Below are 13,144 nucleotides of genomic sequence, written 5' to 3'. Positions count from 1 at the left end.
AAAAACCACCCGACAGCAAAAGTAATGCCGCCGGGTGTGTACTTATTTCAGCCCTAAGGCCGATTTCATGGTGTAGAACAAATCGGTCTGGTCGGTCAGGCCAACCACATTCGCCGCATGCGGCCCATAGGCAGCAATACGCAGTTGGCTGCCCGTATGCTCCTGAGATTCTTCTTCAGAGTTGCCGTAGCTGATGACCATCACCGCGCCATCTTTGGTGTTCAGCGCCTGAGTCAGGCCCGGCGCTTTGGTATCTGGCGCCACTATCTGGCTGGCATGCGCGTGATCGGCGGTTACCACCACCAGCGTATTACCGTCTTTCTTCGCAAAGGCCAGCGCGCGCTGTACGGCTTCGTCCAGATCAACCGTTTCGCCAATCTGCCCGCACGGGTTAGCAGCATGATCCTGTTTATCGATTGACGCGCCTTCCACCTGCAGGAAGAAGCCTTTTTCATTTTTGCTTAACAGCTCAATCGCTTTATCCGTCATCTGTGCCAGCGTCGGCACCGTGTCGTTGCGTTTGGCATTTGGCGTACAGGTCACAGCCGGCTTATCAATGTTGCCATGATACGAGGCTTTTGGTCCTTCCCAACGCACCGGCATATTACCTTCAGAGAACAACCCCAGCAGCGGTTTATCCTGACTGGCGTCAGTGATTGCCGCAAGCGATGCGGCGTCGCTCACCAACTGATAGCCACGCATCTGCGCCTGCTCACGCAGCGTCTTGCCCTGCCATTCACCCGCAGCAGCGGTTTCAGCAAACGTTTTTGCCCCGCCCCCCAGCGTGACGTCGGCACGGGCATTCAACAATTGTTCAGTGATTGACCCTTTACCGCCGTTTTCCAGCGCATTAGTCGGGCATTTTTCACGGGTCACGCTCGGACCGTAGCATTTACGTGACGTCACATGCGCAACCAGCGCAGCCGGAGTGGCATCCTGTAATTCAGCAGTAGAAACGTTGCCGGTAGCCAGACCTGCGGCTTTTGCCATTTCCAGAATCGTGGCGTGATCTTTTTCATGGATATCAACGCCCAGCGCACCATTATAGGATTTAACCCCGGTGGTCCACGCCGTTGCCGAAGCCGCTGAATCTGTCACGTAATCGGGTTTACCCGTTTTCTTATCCAGCGAATAGTGGGTGTATTGTCCAGTCAGGGGTAGCGCATCAATCCCTTTAAAAAAGCCGCCCGCGCCTTCGGCATAATTTCGCGCTGCAGTAATTTCTGAGTCACCCATACCATCGCCGATCAGCAAAATAATATTTTTAGCCGGTTTATTAATCAGTGAATCACGCAGAGCGGCCGTTTGATCGCCTGCTAATCGGCGAGCGCCACCCGGCGTGGTGATATCCCCCTGAGCGGCGCGATTATCCATAACCGGCACAGCAGATGATTCTGCATAAATAACCGGGGTAAACAGCAAAGGTAACAGGGCAATAGCGAGTGCGCTTTGTTTCACTTTATTTTCTCCATGTATAAATACGGTAAAATTAAAACAAAGCGACTATAAGTATTTGATGTGACACTTTTATGATGATTCAACGTCGTGAGGCGCTACGCAAACCTCAATACGCTTTGGGTACCCTCTCGCCGACGTCATGCAAGGTTGTTAAACAGGCTGGCATGCGGCTTACGCCTGCCAGCGCGCCCTCAATATGACGAATCAGTGTTTGCTGCTCATGCGTCGCCATCGTATGCAGCATTTCCATGATAACGCGCTCTAAGGTTTCTACCTGCGCGGCGAGGTCCTGTGACTCTTCTTCTTTTTGGGCGAGCTTAAGTAACAACTCAGTGACGAGATTTTTCATTTGTGTATTCCCTTAACAAAATATGGGTCACGGTAGCATTATGGCTCCCAACTGCCTAGGGGATGAAAGTTGTATTTTTAGCAGAAATAAAACGTTTTGCGAAAACAATCACACCGCAAAATAAGATGAATTGGGAATTACGACAGAATTATTCAATATAAAAGGGTGAGAAGCTTAATAATCACCCAATAATATAATACAAACTTATGGATAAACCCCGCTGACAGCCAACGGGGTTTATTCGCCATTCAGCGCGTGCGACGCCGACGTCGTAACGCGACAGCCAGTTGCCAAATGTTGATCAGCACAATGCTCGCGGTCGCGATAAACACCCAGCGAAAACCCGCCATGGCCGACACGGTGGCTCCCATTAACGGTCCGGCGACGTTGCCCAGATACATAAACGACTGGTTATAGCCAAAAATACGCCCAGTTACCTGGTCGCTGGAGTATTTCACCAGTAGCGTTTGCACGGCAGGAAGCATTGCGCCATCGGCAAAGCCTAGCAGGAAACGCAATACCCCCAACTGCAACGGCGTTGTGACCCAGGACATGGCGAAAAACAGCACCACGGCAAAGATAAGCGTCGCCATGAGGATCCGTTCAGTTCCCACCCGATCGCCTAATTTGCCCAGCCGGGGGGCTGAAATCAGCGCCGATATACCAGGCACCGAGGCAATCAGCCCGCTGAGAAAAGCAATATTGCCGCTGTCCGGCACCATCGATTTAATAAACAGTGCCAGAATGGGACCAATTGATCCGTTGCACAACTGGATAACCAGGGTAGTAAAAAACAGGCTGATCACCAGCGCCGGATAAGGCAACGAGGCGAACACAGCCTTGCCGCTTAAGCGTTCACTTTTTTTAATCGTTGGGCGCACACCCTCTTTAATGAAGAATAGCGTGACCAAGAAACTGACCACCAGCAGCCCGGCGGTAATACAAAATACCGCGCGCAAGCCCACGTGGTCGGCAATAAAACCGCCCATCAGCGGCCCACCAATCACTCCGCTAATCTGTGCCGTAGAGAGCGTACTTAGCGCCCAACCGCTGCGCTCACGCGGAACCTGCGACGCCACTAACGCCATCGCATTGGGGATGTATCCCGACGTTAATCCCATCACACCACGCAGCAGGAAAAGCTGCCAGACATTCGTGGCAAAGGCCTGCAATAAAATCGCAATCGCCATCCCCAGCGAGGCGCGCAGCAGCATCAGCTTACGCCCTTTACGATCGGCTAAACTGCCCCACATCGGCGAAACAATGGCGGAAATCAGAAAGGTGACGCTAAACGTTAACCCGGACCACATCGACAGCGCTTCATGCGAGGTCACCCCGAGCTGGGAAACATAGAGCGGTAAAAAAGGCAGGATTTGGCTGATCGCCAGTCCGGTAAAAAAGCACCCGAACCAAACGGAAATAAGGTTAACTCTCCAGGATTCCATAGGGACTCATAACGATAAGTAGCTGAAAACTGCGAGCAGCTTAACAAATTACGTGTCCGGACAAGGGCCCAGAGGTGCGATACCTCACAGTTTAGTATTTTATCTCCCCGCTCATCATATTTGTGATATTCATCACACATAACCCCTATTTATTGCAGGGGAATATGCTTTGAGGCTCCAGCGCAGATTTGTGAGTTTCCTTTCCCTGGCGACGCACGAAAACATTCTGCCAGAAGCCGAGGAATCCTGCGTTTTGTCGTGGTAATGTATGTGCTTTGCATTCATGGAATGGGTTTTTAAGATGGCAAAGTTGCGGGTAGGAATCGTATTTGGTGGTAAATCAGCAGAACATGAAGTGTCATTGCAATCGGCAAAAAATATTGTCGATGCCATCGACAAGACTCGCTTTGATGTTGTGCTGTTAGGTATTGATAAAGAAGGGCAATGGCACGTCAGCGATGCCAGCAACTATCTACTTAATGCCAACGACCCGGCGCGTATTGCGCTGCGTCCTTCGGCAACCAGCCTGGCGCAGGTACCGGGAAAGCAAGAACACCAGTTGATTGATGCGCACAATGGTCAGCCGCTGCAAACCGTCGATGTTATTTTCCCGATTGTGCACGGTACGTTGGGCGAAGATGGTTCCCTGCAAGGTATGCTGCGCGTGGCAAATCTCCCGTTCGTCGGTTCCGACGTGCTGGGCTCAGCGGCATGCATGGATAAAGACGTGACTAAACGTCTGCTGCGCGACGCCGGATTAAACATTGCCCCCTTTATTACGCTCACCCGCGCTAATCGTAATAGCATCAGCTTCGCAGAGGTTGAATCGCGCCTGGGCCTGCCGCTGTTCGTCAAGCCGGCTAATCAGGGCTCGTCCGTTGGGGTCAGCAAAGTCACCAACGAAGCTCAATATAACCAGGCCGTGGCGCTGGCATTTGAGTTCGACCATAAAGTGGTGGTGGAACAAGGGGTCGTTGGTCGTGAGATCGAATGCGCGGTGCTGGGGAACGATCATCCGCAGGCCAGCACCTGTGGCGAAATCGTTCTGAACAGCGATTTTTACGCCTATGACACCAAGTACATTGACGATAACGGTGCCAAAGTCGTGGTCCCGGCGGCCATTGCGCCGGAGATTAACGACAAGATCCGCGAGATAGCGATCCAGGCTTACCAGACGCTGGGTTGCGCTGGCATGGCACGCGTAGATGTGTTCTTAACCGCGGAAAATGACGTGGTGATCAACGAGATCAACACGCTACCGGGCTTCACCAATATCAGTATGTATCCAAAACTGTGGCAGGCGAGCGGCTTAGGTTATACCGATTTGATCACCCGTCTGATCGAACTGGCGCTGGAGCGTCATGCGGCAAACAGCGCGCTGAAAACCAGTATGTAAACCCCCGCCAGGGTGCCCGATAGCTATTGGGCATCCTGCGTTTCGTCATCTTCCGCGCGGCGGCGGATAATCAATCCGGCAAGCCAAAAGCTAATCACCCAGGTAACCAGCCCCACCGCATAGGTTTGCCACCCCTTCGCTTCAAATCCCAGTAATCCCACCACCCCGTTGAGAATAAAGATAAGCCCAATAGCAAACGCGTAGTAGTGCCAGTCGCGGCGAAGTTTTACAGGCAGGTTCATAACAGCTCCGGGGATCACAACGTTATAAAGACGCATCCTCGCACATTTCTCTCTGGCGGTCTGTGGCGTAGGCAGAATTTCTTAGATGTAATCTAATTTCACTTAAGGTTACATATTTGTGACAACAGGCAAAAAAACGAAATCCAGGAATAATCCCTGGCTGAAATTACCATCATTCTGATATTGACAATCCCGATCACCTGTCAGACTCACTGTCAGTTACTGGCATTACGTCAAGAAAAGCAGGTTGTTGCTGGAGGTCTTTATGGCTGATTTTACGCTCTCAAAATTCCCGTTTAAGGGCAAGCATCGGGATCCCTCCTCGCTGACCGGCAACATTGTCTATGCCGTCTTTGTGCTGTTTTGCTTTTGGGTCGGGGCGCAGGTATTAACCCTACTGGCTCACGCACCCGGTATTTATGAACAGCTAATGCAACTGCAAATGCAGGAGAGCGGACGCCCGCACATCGAGATCGGGTTGGGCGTAGGAACAATTTTTGGTTTGATTCCCTTCCTGGTCGGCGGTCTGATTCTTGGCACCATCGCAGCCGTGTTGCACTGGCGCCAACGCCATCACAAAGATGACTGACCCATACATTTTACCCGTCGCTCATCCACCCGTTTCGCAAACCACGCGGTGGTCAGATTACGGGTAATCTTTGGACTTTCGAGCTGAATACCCGGCAGCATTTCGCGGGGTAAGGTTTTGCCCGTTTTCGCTTCCGCTAGCTTATACACGTTCTTGTACAACGCGGTCTCTTCAAACGCGAGGCTGTCACCTTTTTGCAACTGCCGATGGATATCACTCTCGCTCATGTCCAGCTTCCCGGCCAGCTTACGTACCGCCAGCTCTGTTTTGCCTGGATCGTTGCTGTCATAGCGAATCAAATCACCGTCCAACGCCAGTTTCACGCCGCTGGCCTTAGTCACCGCGTTCTGGAAAGCCGCATTACGACTGGCGTACCAGCCCGCATTAAAATCAGCGAAACGGAAGATAGGCGCGCTATAGTTCGCCGGGTAATTCAGCAAATGATAGGTCCCGAACCACAGCCCACCACGACGGGTGAAGACTTCCTGACGTACCGTCCCCGCCATTTTCCACGGATAGCCTGAAGCGTGTTGTTCAGCAAACGCGATGCTGACCTGCATCGGACCGCCTGTATGCACCGGATTAAGCGAACCGAATAGCGTCTGCCCCATCTGCACCATATTGATAAAATCATCAAAAATAGCGCTAAGCTGCTTTTCCGTTTTTACCGAATCCAGACGCTCGCTGTAGGTTTTGCCGGTCGGCGAGTTAATCTTCAGCGCGGTGTGCACCACAAACAGCGGAATATGCATGCGCTCAGCGCGGCGGTCGATCTCTTTCCAGGCTATTTTATTTAAGCCCGGTACCGCCGGGTCCGCCTGATAGTTAGACTCCTGCTGCGCTACCGCCAGCACCGAACAGACATTCTCAACCGTCGGTGCCAGCTTCTGGCTTTCAAACGTCCTGGCCAGATCCTGCGCCCAGGCGTCTCTGTCCTTCACGCTGGCCGGCATCTTCTGACGGACCACGCTCGCCACATCGACGGCTTTCTCCCCTTTTTTTAACGGCTGCGAAGACTGGCTACTGCATCCCACCAGCACCAACGCCGCCAGACAAGACCAGGGGTAAAGACGGGAAACCGTCGACATAACATCTCCTTTTGTTAGCTAAGCGTATGGGTTACGGCCTGAATATCCTGACCATCCAGCTCACGTTCGAAGCTGCGCAGACGCTTATAGATAGACATTAATTCCACTAACGTCGTCCAGGAGTTAATCAGATACTGGAACGATCCGCGTACCTGACCAAACACGTTGGTGATTTGCGTCATCAGACCGAGCGTAATCGTACCGGCAACAATTGACGGAAACAGCAGGAACAAACCGAAAACGTTATCCACCTGCAGGTAAAGAATACGGGCGATATTAAAGTACATATAGTGAAAATAGAGGCGGAAATAGTTCTGACGCACCGCGTGAAACAGTTCACGCACGGTCGGCGGCGTTGCGCGATTAGCATCATCTTCGCCATAGACCAGTTCTTTACGGTAAGCGGCTTCCACGCGTTGGTTTTTAAACTCCAGACCCGGGAGTTTGATCCCCACCACCGCCAGCAAGCCGGTGCCCATCAACGACCAGACAATGGCAGCAATCACCAGACCATAGGGAACATGGCCAACAATCGGCAGCTCAGGGACATGTGCAGACAGCGTAACCAGCACCGGTAAGAAGGCAATCAGCGTCATAATCGCGTTGATAAAACTGACGCCCATATCTTCCAGCGTAGAGGCGAAGCGCATGGTGTCTTCCTGCACACGCTGCGCGGCGCCTTCGATATGACGCAGATGCTGCCAGTGCGCCATATAATGTTCGTTCATCGCGGTACGCCAGCGGAACACGTAATGGCTGACGAAGAAATTGTTCATCACCCCAATTACCACGGCAATCAGCGCGATGCCAAGGAAGATCCCCACTTCATGATAGAACTGTTCAATCTTCACCTTATGAGGAGCGCTCAGTGCGGTTTGAATCAGGTCATAGAACGGCGCATACCAGGCGTTGACGGCAACCCCGACTTCAACCAGAAACCAGGTCACAAAGATAATCAGCGACGTGCCCAATATGGACCAATACTGCCAACGGTGTGGACAGTAGATAAACCAGAACGCGGCGAACAGGCCGACGCAGAGAAGGTAATATGCATAAAAAATCAGGTAATCCAGCGACCAGAACCGGGCGGCGCTGATAGGCACATCACCCGATGCGCCGGTGATATGTGCAACCCAGGCTCCCCCACCTGCCTGCCAGAATACAACGGCGACCAGCGCCCAAATAAATGCCGAAATAAAGAACGGTCCCGGCTTTGGGAAAAAAGACGTAAACATAGTGCTCTCCTGCTAACTTCTTATCGTTATGACGACTGCTGTGCATTTGCCAGCGTGCAAACGATGGCAAGACGGCTAACGCCCAATAAACACATGCTGAAACCGACAATTGTGACCAGAACCGACGCGCTTAGTTCGCTACCGGCCCTGAAGAATTGTTTCTATGGTTTTCATACCTGAAAGCGTTCCGGCATATTCAGATTATCGCAGCGTGAGATCACAAAAGCGAACATCCACTCCGGGGGAAAAGGTAACGTTTACTCATCGTTACGTTTTTCACACTATGATTGGCGTAATAGCACTTTGCAATATGCCGATGAGTAGTATAAATACGCATACGCACGTCATCCTTTTTTACTACCCCTAACTCATGGACACCACCGTTGAAACGTAGTCTGCTTTTTTCTGCCGCGCTGTGTGCGGCGTCATTGACATCTGTCCAGGCGGCACAGCCTATCACCGATCCGGTCTTCGCCTCTGATATCGTCGATCGTTACGCCGATCATATCTTCTACGGCAGCGGGGCGACGGGAATGGCGCTCGTGGTCATTGACGGTAATCAGCGCGTATTTCGCAGTTTTGGCGAAACACGCCCTGGCAATAATGTTCATCCGCAGCTGGATTCGGTGATCCGCATCGCCTCAATTACCAAATTGATGACCAGTGAAATGCTGGTCAAATTACTCGATCAGGGCACGGTAAAACTGAACGATCCATTGAGTAAATATGCACCGCCCGGTGCACGAGTCCCGACCTGGCAGGGAACGCCGATCACGCTGGTGAATCTGGCGACTCATACCAGCGCCCTACCCCGCGAGCAGCCAGGCGGTGCGGCAAAACGCCCGGTATTTGTCTGGCCAACGCGCGAACAGCGCTGGAGTTACCTCTCTACCGCCACGCTGAAAGCTGCTCCCGGATCGCAGGCCTCCTACTCGAATCTGGCGTTCGATCTACTGGCCGATGCGCTGGCAGCCGCGTCCGGTAAGCCTTATCAACAGCTGTTTGAAGAGAAAATCACCCGACCGCTCGGGATGAAAGACACCACGTTTACGCCTTCACCCGATCAGTGCAAGCGCCTGATGGTCGCCGAAAAAGGGGCCAGCCCGTGTAACAATACGCTGGCGGCTATGGGCAGCGGCGGCGTCTATTCGACGCCTGGCGATATGATGCGCTGGATGCAGCAGTATCTCTCTTCAGACTTTTATCAGCGCAGCCAGCAGGCTGACCGGATGCAGACGCTGATTTATCAGCGTACACAGTTAACCAAAGTAATTGGCATGGACGTGCCAGGCAAAGCCGATGCGCTGGGCCTGGGCTGGGTCTATATGGCACCGAAAAATGGCCGCCCGGGGATTATTCAAAAAACCGGTGGGGGTGGTGGATTCATTACCTATATGGCGATGATCCCGCAGAAAAACGTAGGGGCCTTTATTGTGGTCACCCGTTCTCCGCTGACCCGATTTACCAATATGAGCGATGGTATCAACGATCTGGTGAGTGAGTTGAGCGGAAACAAACCCCAGGTTATCCCCGCATCCTGATTTAGTACTCAAAAGGCAAACGGTTAATATTCACCAGTTTGCCTTTATTCATTTCAATGTAGCCGCCTTTACGCAGTGCTGCGAGAACCTCTGCGACGACAGAGCGTGAAATACGTGTTCGTTGGTGGATATAGTTCATAACACCAACGCGAGAGCGCAGTAACTCATCCCATTTCATCATGGATATCAGCGTGGCGCGGATTTGCTCATAGGAGTTATTGCCAATTAATTGCAGGTCGCGTAATTCAAGCATGCAGTGCTGCCATGCTAACCAGCTAAAGGCCTCGCGCCATAGCTGACATTGTTCAATAATATTAATCGTTTGGGACGCAGGCAGATAATAACCCGTACAGTAACCTTCTGTTATTAATCTATATTGAATATCTGTTTTCATCACACCATCAGCAAGTCCCATAATAAACGGTGCCTGTGTAATGCCAACCAGTATGGTTTCTCCTCGCCTCAGCGAGACAACCCCCTTTAAAACAACAAAAGTGTCATTTTTATTTACATCACTGGAATATATTATTTGTTTTTCATTTTCATATTCAAAACGCTCGCCATATTTCGACAAACATTTATCCAGCTTACCAAATTCCAGAAAAGGCTTATCTACAGATAACATTTACGCATTCCTTGCATAAAAGCCCGTCAAATCCTTGACGGGCTTATTGGGATTAAAATACCGAGTCCTCTAATAGGAATTCTTACCAGGTATATTTAACGCCTGCATTCGCAGACCAGTCTTGATCGACATCACCACCGCCGAGGTAGCTGGCATCGGTATATGCGCTGAAGTTTTTGGTAAAGCTGAACTGAGTACCCAGTCCAACACGTACCGCAGAACCTTCTGTACCATTGTCGATGGAATCACCGTTGACGTTAGCATCGTTACCCGCATCGTCATAAACGTACGCCAGTTTGAAGTACGGAGTCAGCGCCTGGTCATCGCTGTAAGCGAAGGTATAACCGGCATCAACACCCAGTTCATAACGCATGCTGTCATAAGACTGACCGTCAACTTTCATGTCGTTGCTCAGCTTATAGTCATCACCAGACTGGAACAGACCGGATACGCTACCGTAAGGCGTCACGTAACCTGCGTCACCCAGCTTCAGGTCATAACCCAGTTTCAAGCCAAAGCCCCAGGCATCAGAAGAGGTGCTGCCATCAACATACTGACCATTGCTCATGCTGGCAGACAGATCGTTGTTAAAGTGAGAGTAGCTTAAGTTACCGTCAACAAAGATGTTGTTGGCAAAGTGAGCTGAAGAGTAGATATAGGCAGTCTGGCTATCCTGATCTACCTGACCGGTACGGTCGCTCAGGTCACCCTTCGCGAAGCCTGCTGCAGCACCGACAATCCACTTAGCGTTGTTACCATCAATTTTGGAATCAACACCGACCATGATGCCGCTGACATCCTGATCGTAGTTAATGGTGCCGTTGTCGCCGTTGAAGCTGCCGCCGAAGTAGCTCACCCACGCGCCACCGTTATCCGCCAGACCGTGACGTGCATTGGTCAGACGCGTACCGACAGTATCCTGTTGCAGGTTCCAGATGTTGGTATTTGCAGACGGGATGCTCAGCGCCATGTTCGCGTAGTCTGTCAGTTCCATCTGCTGCAGAACAACGGTGTTACCCTGCTGCTGCGCCTGATAAGTGTAAGCACCTAGGTCAGCTTTGTTAGCCGCAGAGAAGGTCGCGTTGCTGTTCGTGTCGTTAACGTAGATCAGCTCGTTACCTTTGTAATCAGCAACAGAGCCTGCACCAGTGGCGTTATCGATGCGAACTTTATAGTTACCGGTTGCCGCCGCTACGTGGTCACCATAGTTATCAACTTCAGACTGATCGCCTGAAGTGTCAGAATCGCCATTACCGTTGATAGTCAGATGACCATCAGAGTTCATCGCGATCACGCCGTAACCGTAGTTAGACTGGGTAGTGTCGTTGGTGCGATCGTTGGTCAGATCAGCATTCAGCACATAGTTGGTGCTGTTGATATCGAAAACACCGGCATTGACATTGTTGTAAGCGTCGGTGTAACTGGTCAGGTTCAGTGTATCAACTTGCAGTGCATCGCCCGTGCTGTTGCCGACATCCAGAACACCGTTGTTGGTAACGTTAATGGTATTGGCATACAGCGCAGCACTACCTACACTCCAGCCAGCAGCAACATCATCAGCAATCGTTACGGTACTGTTGTCAATAGACAGCGTATCCGTCGCAACATGCCCATCTTCGTTGATGTTCAGTGCTGAAGCACCGGTCAGAGAGATGGTGTCAGAAATCAGCGTAGAATCACCCACGTTCACAACGGAACCGCTGTTGATGCTCAGAGTATCAATCAGAGAAGTTTTAGTGGTATCCCACTGTGAAGCGCCGTTCAGCGTGACGTTAAACAGACCGCTCTGGTAGACAGAGTTGCCAACCACATGACCATTTTCGTCATAAGAGGTCGTGTCACTATCGACACCGTAGGTTGAATCAGGCCACAGGCTGTTGGCGGTGATGTCGATCAGCGTAGCGGTAGCTTCAGTGCCCGCAGAGTAGCTGTCATAAACACCATCACCATCGGAATCCACCTGGTGTACGGACATTGCCGCACCAACCCACTTGCTGCCGTTGTTCAGGGTCAGATCCAGACGGTCAGTACCATCCCAACCGTTGGTATCCAGGTCGGCATCAGTATCACGGTAAGTATCTGCGCCGTTCGGGAAGAAGTTCTCATCAAAGTTGCTAGAGAACAGCACGTCACCCATCAGCGTAGAATTATTAAACGTGGCAGTGGTCTGCATCGCGTTATCTGCATTTGGATTTGCAATAACCGCTAATGCTACATCATTAGCGTTCCAACCGTTACCATTGTAGTCGCTCGCATTGCTGGTGTTGCCAAACCAGCCGGAGGTTCCTTCATCAGACCATGAACCTGAGGTCACAGTAGAATCAGTCACAGTGATCGTATTGTTAAACACTTCGCTGCTGTTTACGCCAGTGCTGACGGTGTTATCGTCAGTATCTTCCCACTCATAACCCTGAGTCAGGGTAATACCTGCGACATGAGAGTTATTGGAGATAGACAGATCAACTTCTTGATCCAGGGTGATAGCCGTACCCAGGTTGTAAACATCTACAACGTGTGAATCAACTGCGTCATTATAGCTACCGTTGTAGGTATAATGTTCGTAATTGTCATCGATAGTTGAGTTGATAACGCTCATCGCCAGACGATCGTAGTAATAATCGGTACCACTACGGTTAGTACAATCCGTCGTCATACATTCGGACGTTACCATACCGTGAATAGTGCTGTTTTTAATCGTCAGACTATTGGTATTACTGTTAGTCGAAAGACCATCATCCAGATAGTAAGTCGAAATGACACCATTAACGGTGGAGTTATTAATTACTGGGTAAATATCACCGTTATAAATACTATCCGTGTCGTAGTTATTCCAGCCAACATATCCATCATAGTAAACACCATCGCTGTAGGAAGCATCATTGTAATGATTGAACGTGGTATAGGTAGTTCCAGAGATATCAGTTGAAGCATTCGCCTGAGAAGTGATTGCCAATGTGCAGGCTAATGCTAATTGTGAGACTACGAGTTTCTTTTTCCAAGTGTGCATTTGTCATCCCTCCTCAGGGACGTAATATAGTTGATCCATCAATTATTAATGCATAGTAAACATATTATGTTTCGCCGAAAGATTATGCGGCGTCATAGATAAAAGGTTCAATTATTCTTTACTTTAAGTCCGAATGCGGACAATAAACGAAATACAAACAAAAAAAGCA

The 13,144-nt window shown here is 50.8% G+C and carries 11 protein-coding genes; 3 read left to right on the top strand and 8 right to left on the bottom strand.

What is annotated here, in order from left to right:
- Positions 1 to 42: 42 nt before the first annotated feature.
- The 3 genes from phoA to M2374_RS17005 all read right to left on the bottom strand — a co-directional run bounded on the left by phoA (position 43) and on the right by M2374_RS17005 (position 3,252).
- Positions 43 to 1,458, bottom strand: a complete 1,416-nt coding sequence (phoA, locus tag M2374_RS17015) for an alkaline phosphatase (protein ID WP_181499032.1) — start codon at positions 1,456 to 1,458, stop codon at positions 43 to 45.
- Positions 1,459 to 1,564: 106 nt separating this feature from the next.
- Complete coding sequence (locus tag M2374_RS17010; protein ID WP_096758113.1) at positions 1,565 to 1,807, bottom strand: sigma-S stabilization anti-adapter protein IraP; 243 nt, start codon at positions 1,805 to 1,807, stop codon at positions 1,565 to 1,567.
- A gap of 248 nt (positions 1,808 to 2,055) precedes the next feature.
- Positions 2,056 to 3,252 (bottom strand): multidrug efflux MFS transporter, encoded by a 1,197-nt coding sequence (locus M2374_RS17005; RefSeq protein WP_181629257.1) that lies wholly within the window; start codon positions 3,250 to 3,252, stop codon positions 2,056 to 2,058.
- 301 nt (positions 3,253 to 3,553) lie between these two features.
- On the opposite strand from M2374_RS17005, the gene ddlA reads away from it, so the two are divergent.
- Positions 3,554 to 4,648, top strand: coding sequence for a D-alanine--D-alanine ligase (gene ddlA / locus M2374_RS17000; protein ID WP_096759461.1), 1,095 nt, complete (start codon positions 3,554 to 3,556; stop codon positions 4,646 to 4,648).
- Between the two features lie 23 nt (positions 4,649 to 4,671).
- On the opposite strand, the gene M2374_RS16995 is transcribed toward ddlA, so the two are convergent.
- A complete protein-coding gene (locus M2374_RS16995; RefSeq protein ID WP_115259258.1) occupies positions 4,672 to 4,890 on the bottom strand; it encodes a DUF2754 domain-containing protein in 219 nt (72 codons plus the stop codon).
- A 265-nt stretch (positions 4,891 to 5,155) separates the two neighbouring features.
- On the opposite strand from M2374_RS16995, the gene M2374_RS16990 reads away from it, so the two are divergent.
- Entirely contained in the window at positions 5,156 to 5,479 is a 324-nt protein-coding gene (locus M2374_RS16990) for a DUF2755 family protein (protein WP_115259259.1), read from the top strand.
- Here the strand turns inward: M2374_RS16990 and M2374_RS16985 are convergent.
- On the bottom strand, positions 5,464 to 6,567 hold the full coding sequence (locus M2374_RS16985) for a DUF1615 domain-containing protein (protein WP_181688428.1): 1,104 nt from the start codon (positions 6,565 to 6,567) through the stop codon (positions 5,464 to 5,466). The two genes, M2374_RS16990 and M2374_RS16985, sit on opposite strands and share 16 nt — an antisense overlap.
- Positions 6,568 to 6,581: 14 nt before the next feature.
- Positions 6,582 to 7,802 (bottom strand): peptide antibiotic transporter SbmA, encoded by a 1,221-nt coding sequence (gene sbmA / locus M2374_RS16980; protein ID WP_181688429.1) that lies wholly within the window; start codon positions 7,800 to 7,802, stop codon positions 6,582 to 6,584.
- 383 nt (positions 7,803 to 8,185) lie between these two features.
- On the opposite strand from sbmA, the gene ampH reads away from it, so the two are divergent.
- On the top strand, positions 8,186 to 9,343 hold the full coding sequence (gene ampH / locus M2374_RS16975; RefSeq protein WP_096758119.1) for a D-alanyl-D-alanine-carboxypeptidase/endopeptidase AmpH: 1,158 nt from the start codon (positions 8,186 to 8,188) through the stop codon (positions 9,341 to 9,343).
- A 1-nt stretch (position 9,344) separates the two neighbouring features.
- On the opposite strand, the gene iprA is transcribed toward ampH, so the two are convergent.
- Complete coding sequence (iprA, locus tag M2374_RS16970) at positions 9,345 to 9,968, bottom strand: hydrogen peroxide resistance inhibitor IprA (RefSeq protein ID WP_181688431.1); 624 nt, start codon at positions 9,966 to 9,968, stop codon at positions 9,345 to 9,347.
- Positions 9,969 to 10,050: 82 nt separating this feature from the next.
- A complete protein-coding gene (gene ehaB / locus M2374_RS16965; RefSeq protein ID WP_135912481.1) occupies positions 10,051 to 12,975 on the bottom strand; it encodes an autotransporter adhesin EhaB in 2,925 nt (974 codons plus the stop codon).
- Positions 12,976 to 13,144: the final 169 nt, after the last annotated feature.

Origin of the sequence: Citrobacter sp. JUb117, from assembly GCF_024809055.1 — a bacterium.
Taxonomy (GTDB): domain Bacteria; phylum Pseudomonadota; class Gammaproteobacteria; order Enterobacterales; family Enterobacteriaceae; genus Citrobacter; species Citrobacter gillenii.
This window is presented reverse-complemented; position numbering and strand designations above follow the sequence as displayed.